The sequence below is a fragment of the Serratia sp. NA_112.1 genome, from assembly GCF_052691715.1.
Map to the genome: position 1 here is coordinate 50,300 of NZ_JBQZFO010000006.1, position 22,710 is coordinate 73,009.

At 48.1% G+C, this 22,710-nt stretch carries 15 protein-coding genes, 1 tRNA gene and 1 pseudogene; 15 read left to right on the plus strand and 2 right to left on the minus strand.

Going from position 1 to position 22,710, the window contains the following annotated elements; genetic code table 11:
- The first annotated feature begins 7 nt into the window (after nt 1–7).
- The 15 genes from tssC to ACUTQ5_RS13890 all read left to right on the plus strand — a co-directional run bounded on the left by tssC (nt 8) and on the right by ACUTQ5_RS13890 (nt 21,051).
- Nucleotides 8–1,507, plus strand: a complete 1,500-nt coding sequence (gene tssC / locus ACUTQ5_RS13820; RefSeq protein ID WP_445651733.1) for a type VI secretion system contractile sheath large subunit — start codon at nt 8–10, stop codon at nt 1,505–1,507.
- Between the two features lie 182 nt (nt 1,508–1,689).
- Nucleotides 1,690–2,175 (plus strand): Hcp family type VI secretion system effector, encoded by a 486-nt coding sequence (locus ACUTQ5_RS13825; RefSeq protein ID WP_445651734.1) that lies wholly within the window; start codon nt 1,690–1,692, stop codon nt 2,173–2,175.
- Nucleotides 2,176–2,328: 153 nt separating this feature from the next.
- Entirely contained in the window at nt 2,329–2,862 is a 534-nt protein-coding gene (gene tssJ / locus ACUTQ5_RS13830; RefSeq protein WP_445651735.1) for a type VI secretion system lipoprotein TssJ, read from the plus strand.
- Between the two features lie 3 nt (nt 2,863–2,865).
- Nucleotides 2,866–4,212, plus strand: coding sequence for a type VI secretion system baseplate subunit TssK (gene tssK / locus ACUTQ5_RS13835; RefSeq protein ID WP_445651736.1), 1,347 nt, complete (start codon nt 2,866–2,868; stop codon nt 4,210–4,212).
- A complete protein-coding gene (tssL, locus tag ACUTQ5_RS13840) occupies nt 4,212–5,579 on the plus strand; it encodes a type VI secretion system protein TssL, long form (RefSeq protein WP_445651737.1) in 1,368 nt (455 codons plus the stop codon). The genes tssK and tssL overlap by 1 nt, the downstream gene beginning before the upstream one ends.
- Before the next feature lie 11 nt (nt 5,580–5,590).
- Nucleotides 5,591–9,418 carry a type VI secretion system membrane subunit TssM gene (tssM, locus tag ACUTQ5_RS13845; RefSeq protein ID WP_445651738.1) on the plus strand — a complete coding sequence of 1,276 codons (3,828 nt, stop codon included), beginning with the start codon at nt 5,591–5,593 and terminating at the stop codon, nt 9,416–9,418.
- Nucleotides 9,419–9,448: 30 nt separating this feature from the next.
- Nucleotides 9,449–10,141: a T6SS protein Cts1T gene (locus ACUTQ5_RS13850; protein WP_445651739.1), complete on the plus strand. Its 693-nt coding sequence runs from the start codon at nt 9,449–9,451 to the stop codon at nt 10,139–10,141.
- Nucleotides 10,142–10,168: 27 nt separating this feature from the next.
- On the plus strand, nt 10,169–12,814 hold the full coding sequence (locus ACUTQ5_RS13855; RefSeq protein ID WP_445651740.1) for a type VI secretion system Vgr family protein: 2,646 nt from the start codon (nt 10,169–10,171) through the stop codon (nt 12,812–12,814).
- A 68-nt stretch (nt 12,815–12,882) separates the two neighbouring features.
- Nucleotides 12,883–13,146: a PAAR domain-containing protein gene (locus ACUTQ5_RS13860; RefSeq protein ID WP_445651741.1), complete on the plus strand. Its 264-nt coding sequence runs from the start codon at nt 12,883–12,885 to the stop codon at nt 13,144–13,146.
- Nucleotides 13,147–13,150: 4 nt separating this feature from the next.
- Complete coding sequence (locus ACUTQ5_RS13865) at nt 13,151–13,984, plus strand: TagK domain-containing protein (RefSeq protein WP_445651742.1); 834 nt, start codon at nt 13,151–13,153, stop codon at nt 13,982–13,984.
- 17 nt (nt 13,985–14,001) lie between these two features.
- Nucleotides 14,002–14,799 carry a type VI secretion system accessory protein TagJ gene (locus ACUTQ5_RS13870; RefSeq protein WP_445651743.1) on the plus strand — a complete coding sequence of 266 codons (798 nt, stop codon included), beginning with the start codon at nt 14,002–14,004 and terminating at the stop codon, nt 14,797–14,799.
- The gene (locus ACUTQ5_RS13875; RefSeq protein WP_445651744.1) at nt 14,786–15,289 is read left to right on the plus strand and encodes a type VI secretion system baseplate subunit TssE; all 504 of its coding nucleotides are present in this window, start codon (nt 14,786–14,788) and stop codon (nt 15,287–15,289) included. The genes ACUTQ5_RS13870 and ACUTQ5_RS13875 overlap by 14 nt, the downstream gene beginning before the upstream one ends.
- Nucleotides 15,290–16,129: 840 nt before the next feature.
- Nucleotides 16,130–16,738, plus strand: coding sequence for a helix-turn-helix transcriptional regulator (locus tag ACUTQ5_RS13880; RefSeq protein ID WP_445651745.1), 609 nt, complete (start codon nt 16,130–16,132; stop codon nt 16,736–16,738).
- Nucleotides 16,739–16,765: 27 nt separating this feature from the next.
- On the plus strand, nt 16,766–19,633 hold the full coding sequence (locus ACUTQ5_RS13885) for an autotransporter outer membrane beta-barrel domain-containing protein (protein ID WP_445651746.1): 2,868 nt from the start codon (nt 16,766–16,768) through the stop codon (nt 19,631–19,633).
- Between the two features lie 635 nt (nt 19,634–20,268).
- Complete coding sequence (locus tag ACUTQ5_RS13890) at nt 20,269–21,051, plus strand: hypothetical protein (RefSeq protein WP_445651747.1); 783 nt, start codon at nt 20,269–20,271, stop codon at nt 21,049–21,051.
- Nucleotides 21,052–21,687: 636 nt separating this feature from the next.
- On the opposite strand, the pseudogene ACUTQ5_RS13895 reads toward ACUTQ5_RS13890, so the two are convergent.
- Together ACUTQ5_RS13895 and ACUTQ5_RS13900 are read right to left on the minus strand one after the other, a co-directional pair.
- Nucleotides 21,688–21,912 (minus strand): annotated as a pseudogene (locus ACUTQ5_RS13895) (transposase); the annotation flags it as partial.
- Nucleotides 21,913–22,121: 209 nt separating this feature from the next.
- Nucleotides 22,122–22,197, minus strand: a tRNA-Phe gene (locus ACUTQ5_RS13900).
- Nucleotides 22,198–22,710: the final 513 nt, after the last annotated feature.

Consider the following 22,710-nt stretch of genomic DNA (forward strand, 5'->3'; position numbering starts at 1 on the left):
GAGAACTATGGCAACTCAAGCAGAATCAAATAAACAGGCTATGACTCAGGCCGGAACGCAAAATGATTTTAATGCTTTGCTGACCCGTGAGTTTAAGCCGAAATCCGATCAGGCGAAAACGGCGGTTGAAATCGCGGTGAAGACCCTTGCCGAACAGGCATTGAACTCCTCGATCACGATGGCCGATGACGCATATAAAAACATCGCGGCGATCATTGCGGAAATTGATCTCAAGCTTTCCGAACAAATAAACCTGATCCTTCATCACGAAGAATTTCAGCGTCTGGAAAGTGCGTGGCGTGGTTTGCACTATCTGGTCTATAACACTGAAACCGATGAAAAGCTGAAGCTGCGTTTTATGGACATTTCAAAAAATGACCTGCGACGCAACATGAAACGTTACAAAGGCATCGCCTGGGATCAGAGCCCGCTATTTAAGCAAATCTATGAAGAGGAGTATGGTCAGCTCGGCGGTGAACCTTATGGCTGTCTGGTGGCGGATTATCACTTCGATCACAGTGCACAGGATGTGGATCTGCTGTCTTCGATGGGTAAGGTTGCGGCTTCTGCTCATATGCCATTTATCACTGGTGCCGCGCCGTCCGTAATGCAGATGGATTCTTGGCAAGAGTTGGCCAACCCGCGTGATTTGACGAAAATCTTTACTCAAAACCTGGAATATGCGGCTTGGAATTCGCTGCGTCAGTCTGAGGATTCTCGTTATATCGGTTTGGCGATGCCGCGTTTCCTCGCTCGCCTGCCGTATGGAATCAAGCATAATCCTGTTGATGACTTCAATTTTGAAGAAACGACTGACGGCGCGGATCACAGCAAATATGTTTGGTCTAATGCGGCATATGCAATGGCGGTAAACATCAACCGTTCATTCAAAAATTACGGCTGGTGCACCATGATTCGCGGCGTTGAGAGCGGCGGTGTGGTGGAAGACCTTCCCTGCCATACTTTCCCGACCGATGATGGCGGCGTGGATATGAAGTGCCCGACTGAAATCGCGATTTCTGACCGTCGGGAAGCGGAACTGGCCAAGAATGGCTTTATTCCCCTGGTCCATCGTAAAAATACAGACTATGCGGCATTTATTGGTGCCCAGTCTTTGCAAAAGCCTGCCGAGTATTACGACCCGGACGCTACGGCAAACGCCAATCTTTCCGCTCGTTTACCGTACCTGTTTGCCTGCTCGCGCTTTGCTCATTATCTGAAATGCATTGTGCGTGACAAGATCGGTTCTTTCAAAGAGCGTGAAGATATGCAGCGCTGGTTGAATAACTGGGTGATGAATTACGTTGACGGGGATCCGGCAAACTCTTCTCAGGAAACTAAGGCTCGTCGTCCATTGGCTGCGGCAGAAGTGGTGGTGGAAGACGTTGAGGGCAACCCGGGGTATTACCAAGCGAAGTTCTTCCTGCGTCCGCATTTCCAACTGGAAGGGTTGACCGTTTCTCTGCGTATGGTTGCCAAATTACCTTCGCTCAAAAATGTTGCCTGATTCTGATAAGTAAACCGGAAGAATATTCATTTTATTCTTCTTAATAGATACGGCTGCGCTGGGATTTCTTGCGCGCTGTAAAAGGCCAGAGATTTTTTTTCATGATGAGAACTTTTCTCTGTCTTAGTTTGGTCTGTTGCACTCTGTGTGACATTTTTAATGAAAGTAAATAAGGAAATATTATGGCTCAAGATATGTTTATTAAAATTGATGGCATCGAAGGTGAATCTCTGGATGCTACTCATAAAAATGAGATCGAGGTGCTTTCATGGCGTTGGGCCAGCGCTCAGCATTCAAATATGCACAGTGGTTCCGGTGGTGGTTCCGGCAAAGCGACGGTAGAAGATTTTTGCTTCGAGCACTATGTCGATAAAGCCAGTACCAATCTGCTGAGCTACTGTCTGTCTGGTAAACACATTAAGGACATTCAGTTCGTAGTACGTAAAGCGGGCGGTGATCCTCTTGAATATCTGACTATTAAATTCACTGATGTAATTATTACTTGCGTTGAAACGGCCGGTTCCGTAGAGGATGAAACTCGTCCGCGTGAAAGAGTTACCTTTGCCTTCACTAAGATGACTCAAGATTATGTGATGCAAAATGCTGAAGGCGCCAAATCTGGCGTTATTTCTACCAGCTACGATGTTAAAGCTAACCTGCGCAGCTAATATCGCCAGGCAAGCTAAAAGAGTTTTGCCGCTTCGGCGGCAAAACTCCCATTAGGTAGTTAGATACGGAAAGCCGCAGGTTTCCCTATCCTCTGTTTAAGTCGTCAATTCAGAATACACAGTTCAGAAAAAATAGGTTGCGTGGTTAGGGATATGTTTTTCAGCACAGAAATAAAAAAATACCGGCTGGATCCGCTGAAGGGATTGGTAGCAATATTACTGGCAGTCGTTTTGACGTCCTGTGGCAGCAATCGGTCTGAACCAGTTGGCGGTGAAATTAAAATCAATCTGATTGCAGATAAAGATATCAACCCCAATGGAAAGGGTGAGCCGGCACCACTAAATATTTTTATCTTCAACGTAAAGGAAGCCGATGTTTTCGTGAATGCCGATTTTTTTGAAATTGTTGATGGTGGCAGTAAGCCTCTGCAAGTCGCGGCGTCAAAGATTTATGAAGCGATACTCCAACCTGGAGAGTCGCGTGTTGTTTTCATCAAGCCGGACAGCGATACCAGAACTTTGGGTTTTATTGGTGCATATCGCGATCTTAACGATTCTATCTGGCTGGTGAGTTGGGATTTACCAGAAAAGAAAAAATCGTGGTGGCGGGGATTTTTTGGCAATGATTCGCTTGAATTGAATGCGCATTTCCAAAAATCAGCAATTACAATTAAAAAAATGGATTAAATCGTGAAAACGAATAAAGTCGTCTGGAGTGAAGGGTTGTTTTTGCGCCCGCAACTTTTTCAACAGCAAGAGCGTTATTTTGAATATTACGCTCATAAACGCGCCTCGACGCTGAGTCCCTTCTTCTGGGGGTTCTCGCAATACGAAATCGACCGTGAGGCGCTGAGCTATGGGAAACTGGTCTTGCGTTCCGCGCGCGGCGTATTGCCGGATGGCACGCCTTTCGACATTCCCGATCACGCGGACCTGCCGGAACCGCTAACGATTTTGCCTGAGCATCTGGGCAAGAGCCTCTATCTGGCTGTGCCGCTGCGCCTTGATAACAGCGATGAAACCATTTTTAGCCAACATGACGCCAGTTCACTGGCGCGTTTTCGCGCGGAGGAAGCTGAACTCTGCGACACCAATTCTATCCGTCAGGGGCCAAAGCCGGTGCAACTTGCCAAGCTCAGGTTAAAGCTGGTTTCACAAGCGGAAATGACCGAATCGTGGATAGGTCTGGAATTGACCAAGGTGAAGGCCATTCAGCCGGACGGTAGCGTTTTGTTGCATCTGGACGATTATATTCCGCCGGTAACCGGCTATGCGGCCAATCCCCTGCTTAGTGAGTGGCTGACGCACCTGAATGGCCTGGTGAAAATGCGCGCCGAAATGTTGGCGAACCGTCTGTCCTCTTCGGATGGCAAAGCCAGTGCCAGCGCGGAGATTGTCGATTACCTGCTGCTGCAAATTTTCAACAAATATGAGCCGATCCTCGATCATCTGCGTCATATCCCCGAGCTGCCGCCAATTGTGCTGTATGAAGAGTTGTCAAAATTGGCGGGTGAGCTTTCGACCTTTGTTCGCACCAAAACTCGCCGTCCGAAAAGTGCGCCAGGGTATGACCATGCCAGGCTTTATCCTTCAATTCGTCCGCTGGTGGACGATGTGCATGACTTGCTTAATCAGATTCTGGTGCGGGCAGGCCAACTTATCGAATTGCACGCTAAGGGCAACGGCGTCTGGTCGGCATCGATGCTGCCTAATGAACTGCGTTCGTTCTCTCACCTGGTGCTGGCGGTGCACGCGCAATTGCCAATGGATGTTCTGCAGCAACAGTTCCAGGCGCAAGCCAAAATCAGCGCCCCGCAGCAGTTGCACGAGCTGGTTCGTTCGCACTTGCCGGGGTTGGTACTACAAGGCTTGCCGGTTCCGCCGCGTCAAATTCCTTACAGCACAGGCTATGTCTATTTCGAATTGCTTAAAAATGGACCTTTCTGGGAGCGGATCTCGGTTACCGGCGCATTGGCGCTGCACGTTGCCGGTGAGTTTCCTGGCTTGAAAATGGATCTCTGGGGAATCAGGGGCTGATGAAAGACGATATTAGCCAGCAAACAGCGGCTTCTTCCGAGCCTGTTCTCAATGAGGAAAGTTCTCCGCAAGCGCAGGGGAAGTTCCTTCTTGATGAGCAGGGCGACTGGATTCAGGAGTCAGGTACAGCACAATCCGGCCAGAATACGGCATCCGGCGCTGACGATAAAGGGCTCAGAAATGAAAGGGTGGTGAAAAGCGAAAGCGTACAGCAGCGTATGCTGAAAGTAAGTAAGGCCGAGAATCCGCTACTGGAGGCGGCTCAACCTTTGCTACGTGCGCTTAGCGATATGCCGGAGCGGATTGCCGACATCGCTCATGTCGAGATCTTAAAGAATACGCTCAAAAGCGAGGTCAATCTGTTCAGCATTGTTTGCGACGAAGTGAATATTCCTTGGAAAAAGATGGCGATAGTTCGTTATTGCCTCTGCACCGCGCTTGACGAGGCGGCGCATACCGCGCCGTGGGGGCTCGAGTCTGGCTGGTCGCAGAGCAATTTGTTGAACCACTTTGAGGGGGACAACGATGGTGGGAACAAATACTTCCTGCTTATAGGCCGTCTCTCCATGAATCCCAATGAATTTGCCGATGTGCTCGAAGTGCTGCTGCTCATTCTTGGGCTGGGCTTTGAAGGGCGCTACAGCATTATTGAAGATGGCGACCGCCAACTGACAAAAATCCGCCAACGTCTGCTGACCCTGATCCAAAGTACTCGCAATACTACCCAGCCAGCGTTGTCGCCGCATGGGCTCCAGCCGCAGGGACCGGCGCGTCGGGAGAAGACGATCATTCCTGTAAGGCTGACCGCGCTGTGTGCAGGTGTATTGGTGGCTTCGGCCTTTATCTGGTGCAAATACTGGCTGTCGGTGCGCGGCGATCGCATTACCAATAATATTTATGCTATGCAAAATATTAAGGTGGCCACGATGCCAGTGAAAATGCGTCTGAGATTGGCCGTTTTGCTCCGTAACGAAATCCAGCAACAGTTACTTAGCGTTGATGAAACGCAGAGGCAGAGCAAAGTGGTGCTGAAGGGGGATTCGCTGTTTTTATCCGGTTCGACCAAAGTTCAGCCTGAAATGGTGAAGGTCATCGAGCGTGTGGCGCACGAAGTGCGCCGCGTCAACGGGGATATCATTATTGTTGGCCATACAGACTCAACGCCCATTAATCGGCCGGGATTGCCTAATAACATTGTGCTGTCGGAAAAACGTGCAGCGGAAGTGGCTCGTTATTTCATTGCTGCAGGGTTGCCTGAAAGCAAGGTGAAAGTGGAAGGGGTTGGGAATAACAAGCCGCTGGCCTCCGATGCTACTCCTCAGGGGCGCGCGAAGAATCGCCGCGTAGAGTTTTTTGTCACGTATTAACGAGAATGACAATGTCTTATTTTAATAGAGTCTTCGCGGCGCGGTTTCTGAAGACGCTGCTGATTGTGTGTTGCATCGCGCTACTGGTTGCCGCCATCTGGTTCCTTGGGCCGTTTTTCGGATTTGGTGAATCACGTCCCCTGCTTAGTGTAGAGTCGCGAGTTATTTTCATCCTGCTGGCGGCGTTTTGCCTGGTGAGTTTCTGGCTGCGCTGGCCTATTTTCATTGTCGTTGCCGCCGTACTTTGCGTGCTGGTCTGGGTTCTGGGCCCCTTCCTGCTGGTGGGGGAAAAATACCCGGTAGAACCGGTCAGCGTCAGATTGGCGATTATTGCGGCTATCTTGCTGATTACACTGTTGTATGGCCTGTGGTTGCTGTTGTTGGCATTAAAAGATAATCCGACGCTGCTCGATAAATTTGCCCGTAATAAAGTGTCTGCGGAGGAAAATGACACCTCTGAAGTTGCCTCCGTTATCGGTAATGCGGTCGATTACGTTAATAAGAATCGCAGCAACCTCTCCTTCTTCCAGCGCGTGATTCTGGCACGTAAGCCGCTTGATATTTTGCCCTGGTACATGATGCTCGGCACCGAAGATGCCGGGAAGACCTCCGCTATCCTGGCCTCAGGGCAGAACTTCCCGTTGCCGGAACAGCTTAACCGGATAGGCAAATCTGCGCCGTTGACACGTAATTGTGAATGCTGGTTTGCCAATGACGCCATTTATATCGATACCGCCGGGAAATATGTCAGCCAACCGGAAAAGTACCTCAACGAATGGCGCGCAATGCTCAAAGCGCTTAAAAAGTATCGTCCGGTCAAAGCGCTGAACGGCGCGGTACTCACGTTCTCCGCCGCCGATGTCATGGGGCGTAGCAAGGCGGAGTTATTTGAGTTGGCGGCCAGTTTGAGAGCTAGAGTAGACGATTTACGTCAGACGCTGGGCGTGCGTTTCCCGGTTTATGTCTTGGTCACTAAACTGGACCAACTGCCCGGCTTTGCGGAATATTTCAGGATCCTGACCGAGCAGGAGCGGGAGCAGGTTTGGGGAGTGACTTTCCCGTATGGCGATGCCAGAACCGATTCCGTATCGGAATTGCACGACCAGATAAAAGCAGAGTTCTCTCTGCTTGAGGAGCGTATCGAACGGGATATGATCGTGCGTCAGCAGGAAGAATATGACAATCGGGATCGCAAGAAAATGTACGCGCTGCCTCAGGATTTCCATCTGCTTTCCAGCATGGTGGCCGAGGTGGTGCACAACATCTTTTTTGCATCCCGCTATGATGAAACGCTGAGCTTTACCCTGTTGCGTGGCATCTATTTCTCAAGTAGCCATCAGCCGGTTGATTTTAGCCTGTTGAATAATCAAAGCATCATTCGCAAATGGTCCAATTACGTCGAGAATAAAGCCCCGGTGGTAACAGCCTCTTTGACTGAGCAGCCTGGCGAGCGTGATTTTCTCATCAACGATGTGTCCTATGGGCGACAGTATTTTCTCAAGCAACTGTTCAGTGACGTCATTGTAAAAGATGTTGATTTGGCACGTCATAATCTGGCTAACGAATCGAAGTATCGCCTGCAACGTTTTCTGGGGCATTCGGTGTGTATTTTGATGGCCGTTATCCTGCTGAACGGCTTTTATAACAGCTACCGTCACAATACTGAGTATCTGAACACTGTTGAGACAAAAGTCGACGGGCTGCGCACCGAAGTTAATCGTTTTGTCAAAACGTCAAATGACAAGTTGCTTCCTCGTTTGTTGACGCTTTCACAATATTTGCCGGAGTATGGCGTGTTGGATATTTTCAACCCGGGGTTGGAATGGCGCTACGGTTTATATACCGGTACGGATGTGATGAATGCTTCGGACTCGCTGTACCAATTCTTCCTTCATCGACTGCTGCTGCCGCAGATTGAGCAGCAGGTTACCCTGGCACTGCAAGAGGCGATTGATAAAGGTCATTCAGAGCAGATTTATGCACGGTTGAAGCTTTATCTGCAAGTGTTTGGTCAGGGAAAATTCGAACGTCAGTCGATGACTGACAATATCACCCGCCTGTGGGAGACAAGTGGCAAGCTCGAGCCTTACGAAGAGCGCCACATTTTTGTCTCTCATCTGACCAAGCTCTTCGCTTCGCCCGAATGGCGACGCTATGGCCAGAAGATGGATGATGGCTTGGTGAAATATGCGCGTGCGATGCTGGGTCGCGAAGATCTGACCAGCCGCCTTTACGGACGCATTAAAGACTCGCTATCACAGGATGTACCCGCCGATTTAACGCTTGGCGAAATGGCAAAATCGCGAGGCGGCGAGTTTTTTTCATTGGCGGACGCAAGCGGCGAGACGGTCATTCCCGGCTTATTTACCCGTGCGGGCTATTACGACCTGTTTAAAAAAAAAATGGATCCGGGCCTGATGTGGCTGGAGCATGAGGACGCTTGGGTCATGGGAAAGGGGAGCGATAGCGCCCCACGGCCCCAAATGAAAGTTGCGGACAATGGCGTATTGGTTAATCCGATACAGCAGCAGATTCTGGCGCTCTATCTGGATGAATACACTCGGCATTGGCAGGACTTTCTGAGCAACATCCGCATTAAATCGGATGTTCTGCAACTGAACTACGGCACTGCCGGCGTGGCGGCGGATATTTACATATTGCGAACGCTAAGCTCGGCGGATTCTCCGCTTGCTAATCTGGTACGTCGTGCCGTGGTGGAAACTACGTTAGTGAGAAAGGAGGGGAAATCGCTGCTCGATAACGTCAGTAATAAGGGGCAGCTTTTAAATGCGGTAACTAAAGTGAATCTCGCCTGGGCTGCGGTGGAAAATAAGTTGTTGAGAGAGCGGGTAGATAATCATTTTGCGCCGTTACGTGAGTTTGTCACCGGCAGCAATGAGGCGACAGCGGACGAACGCCCCGCTGTGGGGGGCTCGGGGCTGAGTAAGCTGATGGGGGCGCTCAGCGAGCAGTATACGTTGTTCGTTATCTATGACGATGCGCTGAAAAACGGCAACTCAATGGCGCTCTCCAACACGGCATTGAATATGAGTGCGGAATCGCAAACCTGGCCCGATCCGTTGCGCAACCTGATTAGCCCGCTGCTGAATGATGCCTACCGTCGGGCCAGCCGTGAAGCCATCGCCATAAGTAATGAAGGCATCGAAGACAATCTTGGCAGGGTGTGCCGCTCTGCGCTTGCGGGGCGCTATCCTTTCGCTGAGAGTCGGCGAGAGGTGAAGCTGGCGGACTTTGAACGTTTCTTTGCTGCGGGCGGAGTGGCAGATGAATACTTCAAGAAAAATCTGGCGGACAAAGTGGATACCTCCACTCATCCGTGGCGTTACAAGGGCGATGCTGATGGAGATTCTGCGGACATACTGGCTGTTTTCGAGCGCGTGGTAGAAATTCGCGATGCTTTTTTTCAGGAAGACGGGGGGCGGAAAATGTCGCTCGCTTTCGAGATTTCGGTGCCTTATCTCGATCCGGCGATCACTCAACTGAATATGAATTTCGACGGGAAGCAGGTGAATTATGCCCATTGGCCGGTGTCGCCCGTACCGATAATCTGGCCTGCATCGCGCAGGGCATCGAGAATTATGCTTAATGTTACCCCACGCGCCGCGTTAGGTGCCTCATCACTGGCGTTTAGTGGCCCATGGTCATTATTCCGCTGGTTGGAGGGGGCCAGTGATGTTGTCAAAAACGATTCGGGTGAAACTGTCTTGGTTTACGAGCTGGATTCACGTCGAGTGAATATTGAAGTTTCCGGGTTGACTTATAAAGGCAGGCTTGTCGTGGATTTACTGAAGGATTTTCGTTGTCCCGGCGGTTATTAAAAAAGTGGCAACCATACGTTAGAGGGAACTATGTCGCTACGTCTGTATTTACTTGTTGATGAATCGCGCGTGGGTCCATTTCACCGGTTGGGTAAACGGCAGCGGGAAATACGCTCCATTATTACCCAGCAGATTCTGCCAAACATAGGTTCCTCAATGCTGGAGGGGTATTTATCGGAGAGTTATCCGTGGTGTTTTGTTATTTCCTCCACCGCACGGCGGGGGAAATATCACTACGTCGGTGCATTTATGGTGCTTCGTGGTGAGCAGGGAAAAACGTCACTTGTTGTCGTGCATAGCGTGGTGTCTTATCGGTGGTTGCAGAAAAATATGCACACTGATTTTCCGCTGACGTTCTGGGCAGCAAGGATTTTAAATAACGTGCAGAAAAGTGATTTTGCCGAAAATAACTGGCGGCCGCTGTGGCAATGGGTCAAATCGTTAAAACGATCGTATTCCCCTTTCTGGGAATCCTTTGTTTTGACACCTGCCTGGCGCTTTAAAAATCATTCGCAGGTGTTACTCAGGGAGGGGACTCAGGAAGACTATCACATTCGGAGTATTGATGGTGTTGAGGTGATGCCGTGGAAAAACTGGCCCGACTGTATTCAGCAGGAGGAGAGCATCTGGATTTGGCGGCAAAGCCGGCACGGGAACATATTAGATTCGCAGAGAATTTCGTTACGAAGCGCTGAGGCTAAACCGCCTAACGCATCATTTTAAGATATTCACAACGCAGTAGGTGATCATATGCCACGTACTATAAAATTAAGCAGCTCGGCGATGCCGTTTTTGCTTGGAGAACCGGCGTTGGTAATCTCAAAGCTGGAGGGTGAAGAGTCGCTTTCTTCACTCTATTCCTATGCGATTACCGCTAAAACGCCCGCTAATCCGCTTATTCCATGGCAGGCGGCGTCGAATGTCGATCTGAAATCGTTGATCGGCAAAGAAATGACCGTTGAAATTGAACTCGATGGCAACGGGTTGGGCGAGATTATCGGTATTGGCAAAGACGTACGCGAAATTTCTGGCATAGTACAGAAAGCTCGCTATGTGGGGCGTGATGGCAATCAGGCACTTTATGAGCTGATAATTCGGCCCTGGCTTCATCTCGCGGAATTAACCGCAGATTTCAAAATATTCCAACAGAAAACGGTAGTGAATATTATTGAAGAAGTGCTGAGTGATTATAATTTCCCCGTTGAAAAGCGTTTGGCGGGGAACTACCCTCAGCTCGATTTTCAGGTTCAATATGGGGAAACAGATTTCGAATTTATTGAACGCCTGATGGAAGAGTGGGGTATTTACTGGTTTTTCGAGCATAGCGGAAGGAATCATAAACTGATTTTAGTTGATAACGTCGGCGCGCATAAGCGCTTCCCTAGCGGGGCCTACCACGTTATTCAGTATGCTCCCGATCTTCCTAAGATGGATCAGGAATATATCAACCAGTTTCATTTCCAGGAAACGATTACCTCCGGGAAATGGGTTACCAATGACTATGATTTTACCAAGTCGCGCGCGGATATTATGGCACTGGATAGCAAGCCGCGTAAGACCAGCTTTAACCAGATGGAGATCTTCCACTGGCCCGGCGATTATGAACAGCCGGATATCGGCGAGCAGCTGGCGCGCGTTCGTATGGAAGAACGGGGAGCTTTAGGTTCGCGTTGCGAAGGTTCCGGCGAATTGCGCGGCATTGCCTGCGGTTGCGATTTCGAATTGACGAATTATCCCGTCGAAAAAGCGAATCGTGAATACATGGTACTGCGCAGCCACCTGTTGATTGAGGAAATAGACCAGTTAGCCTCGAAGGACGAATTCCGCTACAGCTGCGATTTTACCGTTCAGCCAACCACTAAAATTTACCGTCATCCGATGACCGTGGACAGACCTAAAACCAGTGGGCCACAAACGGCCATTGTCGTAGGGCCCCCGGGCGAGGAGATATGGACGGATGAATATGGTCGGGTAAAAGTGCGTTTTCTCTGGGATCGTTATGGCCAAAACCGTGAGTCTGATTCCTGTTGGCTACGTGTTAGTCAGGCCTGGGCAGGCAATAATTTTGGCGGGATTTACATTCCGCGTATTGGGCATGAAGTTATCGTCGATTTTATCAATGGCGATCCGGATAGGCCTCTGATTACTGGCAGCCTTTACAACAACGTCACGAGGCCGCCTTGGGATTTACCCGCTAATGCGACCCAGAGTGGGTTTATTAGCCGCACCGTCGGTGGTGGCCGCAGCAATTTTAATGGCATTCGTTTTGAGGATAAACCAGGTCGTGAGCAGTACTGGGAACAAGCCGAACGTAATATGAACCGCTTGACTAAAAAAAATGAGGTTCAGACTATTGGTCTGAGTTCTAATGTCAATGTGGGGGTATCAAGAAATCTGTTTGTCGGCGCGAACTATATGTCTGATGTGATTGGGAGCAGCAGTTCGTTAGTCGGAGGGGCTCTGGCCATTCAAGTCGGTGGGTGCCAGAGCGACAACGTTGCTGGAGCTAAAGGGATCAATGTAGGAGGAGCGTTTACAACTGCAGTCGGGGGATATCACTCTCTTTCTGTTGGTGGCGTTCATCAAGTCAATGTTGGAGGCTGTCACTCACTTGCGGTTGGAGGGCTGAGCACCATGATAGCGGGTGGGATAATGACTCTCACTGCAGGGGGTGAGTTGATCATCGCGGCCCATAAAATCAAAATTATTGGTTCCAGCAAAGTCGTTATTCAGGGAGGGGAGGTCGATATCAATCCCGGTGATTGTTGTGGCCACCATTGCGGTTGTGGCGGTGGCCTTTTTGCATGCTTCGGGTTGATTGGGTTGCCGGGATTACCGCCGATTTGCTCGCTCTTCGGCGTGGTGCTTCCTTTGCCACCATTACTTGTTCTGAAGCCGAAGCCGAATCCGAAGCCGCCACAAACGTCGACACCGCCACAAACGTCGACACCGCCACAAACGCAGACACCATCGCCGACGCAAACACAGACACAGACGCAGACACAAACGCAGACGGAAACGGAAACAGAAGAACCGAAACCGACACAGACACAAACGCAGACGGAAACAGAAGAACCGACACCGACACAAACGCAAACGCAAACGCAGACGCAAACGCAAACGCAAACGCAGACGCAGACGCAGACGCAGACGGAAACAGAAGAACCGAAACCGACACCGACACAAACGCAGACACAAACGCAGACACAAACGCAGACACAAACGCAGACACAAACGCAGACACAAACGCAGACACAAACGCAGACGGAAACAGAAGAACCGAAACCGACACCGACACCGACACAAACGCAGACACAAACGCAGACACAAACGCAGACGCAAACGCAGACGCAAACACAAACGCAGACTGGCAGTGCCACAGCCACTGTGCGTTAACGGTTCATTTATACAGACGGCGGAGTGCATCCGCTGTCGTTCTTAGTGTTTTATCAAGGAGGGAGTTTATGCAAAATGCAGGACGAGTCGGAGATGTTACCGCCCACGGCGGTGTAATATGTTCTGGTTCCGGGGATGTCTATATTAATTGTCAGCCTGCGGCAATGGTCTGCGCAAGTGTTGCGCTTTGTGCATTCCACTGCGCTGCTCCTGTTGTGACGGGGTCTTGCTCGGTTTTCATTAATGGTTTTTCGGCAGCGCGGCTTGGTGATGTGACGGGGTGCGGAGCTATCGTGGTCACGGGGTCTTGTGATGTATACATAGGCGGCTGACGACATGAACATTCAATTTGAGTGGCCGTCATCGTGCCACTCTGTTGCATTGTCAGGTGATTTCACAGTGGATAATGCTATTTTTTTAGATGTCTCCAGTGGGAGGTTTCATAGTCAAGATCGGGAACAGGATACTGTTGCTTTTTACTGGGATATGGTCCGGCCTGTGATGCTGAATTTATGCGCCAACCACGTTTGTCGACTCGATGGCCTTGAACTTCAGTATGGAAGCGTTCACCCGCTAAGAGATAAAAGTAAAATACAGGTTGGCCATTTTAAGTTGGTAACGACGACTGGCTCTGACGAAGTGGATGAGGCGGGGTTCTATGAGCTTATTTATCCGAATGGCGCATGGCTGGCGGCAAACAAGATCCCTGAAGTTGAGGACATTCTCCCCAATGGGGGGAATTATATTAATGATCTGCGTTATTTCGACGACGTGGTACTGGCCCAGGACAAAGGAAATGATGTTCTAAAGACATTGGAGGTGGAATATAAACGTTTCCTTATCTGGAGGGAGTTGGATGGTGGGCGTTACGATGGGAGCAGCGATCATTCTGAGCATATAATCAAAACGGATCACCGTTTTGACAGTATCAGGGAGAAAATTAAAGAAAAAACCTTAACCGAATGCATTGTCGCAAAGGATTTTTTGATGGAAAAAGTATGGCCTGAACTTGAGGTGGGGGAGTATTCGGATGATATCTTCAATGAAGAAGATAAAGTGGAGCTTCTCAAAGCCCTTTCTCCCGAACATATCGTCGCCAAAGGAAAATATAAAGTTCCTGAACTGGTATTTCAGGACTTTTACAAAGTTGGTTTGGATTCTTATTACTAATCAAAGGAGATATCATTATGCAGGATTTAACTTTTCTCACCCAGGCATTAAAAATCTCCTCGCTGGATGAAATTTTTGCACAGGTACTGGCTCAGGTAAAAGAGCACCCGCAGGACCTAAAAGCGAGGGAAGTACTGTTTAAATTATATTGCATTCAAGGACTGTGGGATAAGGCATTGTTGCAGCTTCAGACGTTGATGCTACTGGATGAAGGCGCACAAAAGCGGATCGAGCTGTATAAGAATTTGGTGTTCAGTGAAATGCAGCGTATGCAGGTATTAACCGGAGAGCGTCAGGCGGCCACTTTGCAAGGGGATACTCTGCAATGGATGGAGAAATTACAGCAAGCAAATGTGGAACACTATACGGGGAAAGCAGAACAGGCGAGGGTATCTCGCCAGGAAGCATTTGAACTTGCGCCGGAAAGTGTCGGAAAAAGCGATACATTGGGAGAATTTTCTTGGATCGCGGATAGCGACAGCCGCCTTGGACCGGTTTGCGAGTTTATTTGTGCCGGGGGATATCGCTGGTTGCCTTTTGCTTCTCTACAGCAGTTGAGCGTCTCAAAGCCTGTAGATTTACTCGATCTCCTGTGGGTACCTTCGACCATTAAAGTCGATGGGGAAATTTATTATGGGTTTATTCCGGCGCGTTACCCTGTTAATCAAAGTGATTCACAAGATTGTAAGCTGGGGTTAAAAACTGAATGGGCGACGTTGTCCGATATTCTCTTCACCGGCAGTGGGCGCAAGGTTCTGACTACTAACCTCAGTGAACAATCAATTATGGAAGTTGGCGACATTGCATTCGGATAATTTTTTTGAAAAGAATCGACAATATCTTCCGACCTTGTTGGAACGTTTACTGGACTATACCCCTAAAATTCCTGATGACCGTGAAAAACCTATTGATATAAAAAGGATTCGCAGTTTGGTTCAGAAGGATATTGTCGATCTTATTAATCATACCAATATCGAAGATACCCTGGATAAAGAACGACATAAAAACATAATAGAGTCTGTGCTTAATTATGGTGTTCCTGCGCTGATTGGTATTCAGGAAAATCACTCAAACTGGAATTTTACAGAAAAAATAATTCGTAACACAATACTACGTTTTGAGCCACGTATTATCCCTGAAACGCTACTCGTGCGCTCATTGCAGGAAAAGGATACTTTACCTAGACATGCTGTCATTCTATTCGAAATTAGGGGATTGATTTACTGGAAACCCCATCCGGTTGATTTATGCATGAGTGGCCGTTATGACTTTGAGTCGGAAAAAGTAGATTTAAAGTTGCTATAGCCCTCTTAAAGCCCTTTTAATATCTTCACCAGGTTGGGATATTTGGCTGGGCTATTTTCCTAGCCGTTTTTCCTAAATTCAGAATGTTCTAAAATTCATTAGTTATAAAGTATAGAAAAATCCCAGTGATTATTGTCTTATTAACTATGTGGCTTAATGATGTTGGTTTTTTGTTCTAAATTTTAATTATTAACGATATGTTATTCTGGTTTTAATGGAATTTAAATATATTTGATCGTTATGGGGGTTGGATATAGAATGAGGAAAATCTCATAGGAGGAGATAGGTTAATAAATATTGTGATTCTATTATCATAGTAAATTAAAATAAATTTGCCATCTCAAATAAGGGGGCGTAATTAAAAATAGTAATAATAAGGATGTCTAAGTAGGACTGTGTTGAGCTTCCATCTCAATGAGAACATGCTTTTAAGGCGCGGTAGACAGTATGGGAAGTTGGCTTATCCTACTTCACACCAGGCGAACTAATCAGGCAGCGTCATCACGTCTGAGCAAGGCCGTATTCTGGTGCCGGAGCAGAATACCAGGCAACTAAAAAGTCACAATGAATTGTTAAGAAATCGGCGGTATTAATTTTTTCTGAAAATTAATACCGTTAGAAAGTAATAATAATGCGGAGAAAACAGGGCGCATTAGTGAAAAAAAACTGCCGCTGTATCGAGCTTGCCCTAAGTGTGTTTTATGACCGAAAAGTGTTATCGGAACGTATCTGGTCTTATGTTGCGGTCTGCCATGCCCGCGTGTAACCGGATGCTACAGGGAGGCGGATGTAGCTGATCGTTACATATCGAATGGAGAACATAACACATGGGGGTGGAGCATGTTAAAGATATTATTAATGGATTATAATTTTTACCAAACTTCGGGACTGAGTCTTTTAATATTAAAATATCTCCCAGGCTATCGTTTATTAGATGAGGTCCTTTTCTTATTGCCATCGCAGGAGAATAATAAGGATATCGCTAACGTTATCTTCCATGATGAACTGGTAACGATCAATGTTTTTAATAAAAATCATACTAATCACAATGAGGCTGTATGTAAAAGGTCAGAGAAAATAACCATTCATGTCCCTTTCTTGCCAAAAAGTAAAACTCTAAATGATATCTCAATGAAAATATGCAAGATACTTGAGATAGCCCATGCTGATTATAATGATTTTATCAATAAGGAAGAGGTTTATTGGAAGTTTGGGTTGAAAAAGTACGCTCAACTTTCTGATACCGAAAATGACGTAATGATATTTATAGGACAGGGATATAACAGTGCTGAAATATCAAGAATACTTAATCGTTCGCGCAAAACGATACGTACCCATTATAGAAGCGCCTTTCGAAAAATGGGCGCGGAAAATCAAGCTGAATTCTATAGATATGCTTCGTTTATTGCGAAGTGTGGATGTGGTGAACGAAATACCTTGTGCTTATAATTACTAAATTGGAAAAAGGAGTTGACGATGCATTATAATACCAATAACAAATGGAATTTTGGCTTGTTATTATTCAGCTCGCTGTATATTTCACCCGTATTGGTTTCACCCTGTTCTTATGTGCGGGCGGCCAACAACGACACTATTATTGCTGATGGTACAGTACGTTCTCTGAATGATCTGACGCTTGAAAACGGTACTAATGGAGCCTTCATTATTCAGGCGAAAAATGGCGCTAATTTTACAGGTACCCGGCTACAGTTGAATAGCTCAGGGATTCGCGGCGTTGGGGTCTGGAACAACGACAGTAAATTTATCGGACGAGATTTACAAATTAACGTTAGTGGGAGTTCCGGCACCGGGATTTACCTGGCGAACAACGGTGAAGCTGTGTTGAGCAAGATAGATATTCAGGCTCAAAATAATGCGCTGGGGCTGGCCTTGGATGGTAGTTGGTCCACGCCTCAGGGCATCGCAAACGCTCACATTACCGACAGTATTATTGCAACCGCTGGAGGGGATGCCATCAGGGTGATGGCGGGGAGATTGGCGCTGGATAATGTTGCCGTCAGTACTACGGGTAACCAGAGCTATGCATTGAATGCCAATATGGCTGCAGGCATTAATGTTGAGGGAGGGCAGTTTACCACTCAGGGGGCTTACAGTGATGCAGTGTGGATCGCCTCAAAGGGCTCTTCGTTATTGATGAATAAAGCAAATATCACTACTGTCGGTGAGAGAGCTATCGCAGTAAATGCGCAAAAAGGGACTGCCGAGCTCACAAACAGTACTCTCGAAACGCAGGGAGACAATGCCTACGGCATATATACCGAAAATCAGGCGCGGGGTGATGGCCTGTCTATTACTACCTCAGGAGCAAGAAGCGCGGGCTTTTTCACGGCGCTTGGCGGTGTGGGAAGCCTGACTGACAGCAACATTGTTACACATGGCGAGCTTGCGCCGGGTTTATCGGCCTACCCTGGATCGCAAATAACCGCAAGCAAGGTGCTGATCGATACCTCCGGTAAGGAGGGGTTTGGGCTGTGGAGTCGCGCGGGGTCGCTGAACATTAGCGACAGCCATATTACCACTTCAGGTGAGGAGGCATATGGACTATATGTCAATGGCTACTCCTCAACCTCTCCGCTCAGCAATAAAGTATCACTCGATAATGTGACGCTTAAAAGCGAGCTGGCGCAGGCGATAGCTGTCGAGACGACCGATTTTGCACTGGAGGTGAAAGATACCGTTCTTAGCGGCGGAAATGGTCAGCTTATGACCGTCAGCAACTATGAAGATGCTCTTAATCCGACAAATAACATATACAGTAACGTAGTTTTCAATGCGACAAACAGTAAGTTAAATGGCGATATTGTGGTGTCGGATCCGGGAAATACCGCCGTAATTAATCTTACCTCAGGTTCCGTACTGAATGGCGTGGTAAATAACGCCACCTCATTGGCGCTGGATAGTAGCAGTAACTGGAATATGACAAGCAATTCTGTCGTTGGGCAACTCAGTAATAACGGTACCGTTGTCTTTTCCGCGCCTAACAAATTCGACACTTTGACAGTGACGGGAAATTATACCGGCGACGGCGGGACGCTGATAATGAACAGTGTGCTGGGAAGCGACGATTCGTCGACGAATAAACTGATTGTCGGCGGAGATGTGCAGCAGGGAACCACTAACGTTTTCATCAATAATCTTGGCGGCCAAGGTGCACAGACTGTTGAGGGAATAAAAATCGTTGATGTCGGCGGTACTTCTTGGGGACGTTTTGTCAAAATGGATCGTATCGTTGCCGGCGCTTATGATTACGATCTCGTCAAAAAAGGAGAAAGTTGGTATCTGAGCAGTAACGTGATCAATCCCGAGCCAACACCAGATCCGCAACCGGAAACAGCTTCAGTCATTCGCCCGGAAGGAGGAAGCTACACGGCTAACCTGGCCGCGGCTAATAACCTGTTTATGATGACTCTGCACGATCGTCTGGGGGAAACCCAGTATATCGATGCGCTGACTGGCCAACAGGAGGTGACCAGCCTGTGGCTGCGTCAGGTCGGCGGGCATAATGCCTGGCGTGATGGTAGTGGGCAGATGAAAACCCAAAGTAACCGGTATATGGTTCAGATTGGCGGCGATGTAAGTCGTTGGAGCACTGATGGGCTGAATCGCGGGCACGTTGGCCTTATGGCGGGTTATGGCAACAACCACAGCACTTCCCGGAATCAGGTCAGCAGTTACAGATCGAAAGGCTCAGTGGATGGTTACAGCATAGGGAGTTATGCCACCTGGTATGCCAACAATGAAAATCGTACCGGTGCCTATTTGGATGGCTGGCTACAGTACAGCTGGTTCAATAACGAAGTGAGCGGCGATAAGTTGACGACTGAAAGATATAAATCTCATGGGATTACCGCTTCGCTGGAAGGAGGTTATACATGGAAACTTGGGCAATTCCTGGGTAGTCAGGGCACGCTTAATCAGTGGTTTGTTCAGCCACAGGCCCAGTTAGTATGGATGGGCGTAAGGGCGGATAGCCATCAGGAAGCCAACGGAACTCAGGTCAGCGGCGAGGGGGATGGGAACATCATGACTCGGCTTGGCATTAAAACTTACCTTAAAGGTCACCATGCACGTGATAACGGCAAGGAGCGTCAATTCCAACCTTATTTAGAACTGAACTGGTTGCACAATACGCGCGATTTTGCGACCAAAATGGATGACAATACCGTTAGCCAAAACGGGGCAGGCAATCTCGCCGAAGCTAAAGTTGGGCTTGAAGGGCAAATTAACCCGCGCCTGAATCTTTGGGGTAACGTTGGTGTGCAGATGGGGGATGCAGGTTATAACGACAGTGCCGCGATGGTTGGGGTGAAGTACAACTTTTAAACGAGTTTTTGTCAGGCAGGCTGCGCCCTGCCTGATATTTATAGCATCTTATGGCATTACAAAATGGCAAATTTCTTGCGTGCTCAATTATCCATTCGATATGGCAAGAAAATAATGTAAAGCTGAAATAATACCATTGTAAAATTATGGTCGTAAATTTTCGATTGGATTTTTTAATAACAACGTAGTGCTGTAATAGAAAATGTGCGTGGCGGGGTGTCGGTTTATTACTGTTTCAATGGGATTAATGAAGTTAATAATATGTTTGGAAATTAACGTTTTTAAGAATCAAGCTCGGAATGTATTCTTAAAATTTAAGTTTGATTTAATAATGTCAGCCGTGAAAATTTTTTTATTTTAAAATCCCCATTGAAAATAATGGGAGGCAATGGCAGGTCATTGTTAATGACGTTGTTCATATTATTTCCCAAAAAGCGGTAAAAAAGTGCTACCCATGACGGCCAACGAACAAGCGTGCGGTATGGGTGACAGGCGCGGGAGATGGGATAGAGGTGTGTTATTCGGGGCATGGAGTGTTGACAGGCCACTCTCGGTTTTTCCTGCTTGTTGCGTGTCTGGGTGGCGAACATTGTTATCTCAGGAGGGGCCGCTCATTGTAATGGACAGGAGGTTGCATGAATACATTTTATCCGCAGACGAGCAGGGGGGTTGGTTTGCCGACGGATGCGGCGGAGCACTTTGATACGCCGGCTGGTACGCATCTCGCCAAAATGTGCTGGCAGGTGACCCTTGTCGATGACTGTTGTTACGGGCGAATTGGGTTGCTGGCGGCACTGCAGCAGTATTTTTCAAACTCAGGCAACCGGAGTGTCATGGCCGTCGACTCGTTGACGAGACTGCTGTCGAGCATTTCCCCATACATAATGACAAGCTATCGCAAAAGGGGAGAACTGGCACAGGCTCTTCTGGTTGTACGCTTGCCGATGGCGCCTCAGGCCGCGTTGGCTTTGTTGCTGGAATTGGGGGAGGTTACCGTGGCGAGTTACCCACGCATCGTGGTGTTATCGCATATTGAACCCGAGGTTGTTCGTCGCATTCTTCGAAGTGTGGGGCCAAGCAGCGCAGTACGCGTCGTGGATGCCCGGCAGGCACCAGCGAAATTATGTCAGCTCATTATGTCCTCGACGGAAGAAGGGTTTAACGAAATATCGCCTGGTAAACCCACACGGGTATTTACCCGAGGCGAACTACGAGTGTTGGCGCAAACGTTGCGTGAAATATCCGTTCGCGCACAAGCGCACGTTCACTGTGTCAGTACGAAAACAATTTATAACCATAGGTCCGGCGCTCTATTTAAGCTCGGAGCCAAGAACGTGTTGGCGTTGTTGCGGTGGTTTGCGCCGATGTCCCGCTCTTTTATTACTGATTCGGCGAGAAGGGACGATGAAAAACCATAGAGCCTTTTTCAGAACCCGGAGCGAGAGACGTAAAGTGCGACTCCCTGAATCAAACATACTCTGATGAAATCGGTACCGTGCCGTATTTTTTCCGACCAATTCTCTTCAAGAGCAAACAGATGAAGGCACGGAGAGCGTGGGTCTGCTTAAGTGCAGGCGTATATGGCGTCCTTGTGTTTTGGCCTACAAGAGAAGTGGGCAAATGGTTGTCGGTTTCGGGGCAGGGTTTGTTAAATTTGTCGGCGTGAAAATGAGGCTATTGCCGGATTTACTGAGCATTTGGTTTACGCCAATTATGCAAGATGACATATCTCAGGAGGAGAAGAATGATATGGGTTCGTGTCTGTCGATGCTGGAGTACATTGAATGCTCGATGGTTGAGCCAGGATTGGTGGCTCAGTTGTAGGAGTATCTGGATCGGCACCCTGTTGCTTTGTGCGATGTTCTGGGGGGCGGCTCTGAGGCTGACTATGTGGATACTGTCATCATAGGACGGAGTTCGTTTGTCAAAACTATTCTCGGCGAACTAGAGGGCAGTGTCGTCTACCGGGGGGGGGGGCAGTCCAACTCCCGGATTAATGCAGTCAGTAAAAGTATGGCACTGACAACCTTAGGGAGGGGCATCCATCACATCACTACATGCTGAATTTCGCGTTGTTCAGGTGTGATAGCATTACCAGCTGGCTCAATCCCCTGAAGTTCCTGCTTATACAGCCGTATCCATTTACGCAGATGCTCAGGATTGAGTTCGAGTGCCTGCGCGACTTCCCGTACATCTCGCTGATATTTAATAACCTGTTCGATAGCTTCGAGCTTGAACTCAGGGGAAAAGGTGCGTTTAGTCCGACGAGTTTTGATCATGCATCACCTCATTTTCACTGTTTTAACATTAACAGGATTCCGAGGTGTCCTGAATGACTGATCAACTACACTTAGTTGTACCCTCGCAAGGGACCTGATGCGGGTTGAAGTTGATTGCGTTGGGTGGCGCTAAGGGATTGTAGAAGTGTTGATTTTGGCGGGCTTAGAATGCAAAAACGGACCTCCGTGGAGGTCCGTTGATATGAATTTGGTGCCCGGACTCGGAATCGAACCAAGGACACGGGGATTTTCAATCCCCTGCTCTACCGACTGAGCTATCCGGGCAACGGGGCGCATTTAACCCTATTGGCCGGAAATCGTCAATCGCTTTCTGTCACAAAGCCGATCGGTTGCTCTATTTTCATGCAATGGAAACTGGGGCAGGTGAGAGTCAGTGGCGTTGTTTGGTAATAGATATGCAAAAAAATCGTCTATTTATACCATTTTGATTTTTCTGTTTTTTATTTTTATTTTTTAATTAACAATGCGTTACGCTTTATCTCCTCGTAATTAAATCAGCATCATTGTCACTTGAACCTCATAAAAAAACATGCAATCATTGCGCAAATTTTAGCACTCTACGTCCCCTAACGGCGCTCCCGCTCATTTAAGTCAGAGGTTGCAGTCATGACTGGTTTTGTTACTCAAGCGTCACTGCGTACCAGACATCTGAGGATGCCGCCATTCCGTCGTTACCTTTCCCGAACGCAATCGGTCAAAAACGTCCAGCTTGCCATGCGGTAAGGCTAACGGATGCTCGCTGTTAGGCATTGTTAAAAATAGAGCTGCGGCTCTGCT

Coding starts and splice junctions, on each gene's coding strand:
- ACUTQ5_RS13855 (WP_445651740.1), top strand. CDS start 10,169: ATGCCACGTACTATAAAATTAAGCAGCTCGGCGATGCCGTTTTTGCTT.
- ACUTQ5_RS13885 (WP_445651746.1), top strand. CDS start 16,766: ATGCATTATAATACCAATAACAAATGGAATTTTGGCTTGTTATTATTC.
- ACUTQ5_RS13825 (WP_445651734.1), top strand. CDS start 1,690: ATGGCTCAAGATATGTTTATTAAAATTGATGGCATCGAAGGTGAATCT.
- ACUTQ5_RS13865 (WP_445651742.1), top strand. CDS start 13,151: ATGAACATTCAATTTGAGTGGCCGTCATCGTGCCACTCTGTTGCATTG.
- ACUTQ5_RS13880 (WP_445651745.1), top strand. CDS start 16,130: ATGTTAAAGATATTATTAATGGATTATAATTTTTACCAAACTTCGGGA.
- tssJ (WP_445651735.1), top strand. CDS start 2,329: ATGTTTTTCAGCACAGAAATAAAAAAATACCGGCTGGATCCGCTGAAG.
- tssM (WP_445651738.1), top strand. CDS start 5,591: ATGTCTTATTTTAATAGAGTCTTCGCGGCGCGGTTTCTGAAGACGCTG.
- ACUTQ5_RS13870 (WP_445651743.1), top strand. CDS start 14,002: ATGCAGGATTTAACTTTTCTCACCCAGGCATTAAAAATCTCCTCGCTG.
- ACUTQ5_RS13850 (WP_445651739.1), top strand. CDS start 9,449: ATGTCGCTACGTCTGTATTTACTTGTTGATGAATCGCGCGTGGGTCCA.
- tssC (WP_445651733.1), top strand. CDS start 8: ATGGCAACTCAAGCAGAATCAAATAAACAGGCTATGACTCAGGCCGGA.
- tssL (WP_445651737.1), top strand. CDS start 4,212: ATGAAAGACGATATTAGCCAGCAAACAGCGGCTTCTTCCGAGCCTGTT.
- ACUTQ5_RS13890 (WP_445651747.1), top strand. CDS start 20,269: ATGAATACATTTTATCCGCAGACGAGCAGGGGGGTTGGTTTGCCGACG.
- ACUTQ5_RS13860 (WP_445651741.1), top strand. CDS start 12,883: ATGCAAAATGCAGGACGAGTCGGAGATGTTACCGCCCACGGCGGTGTA.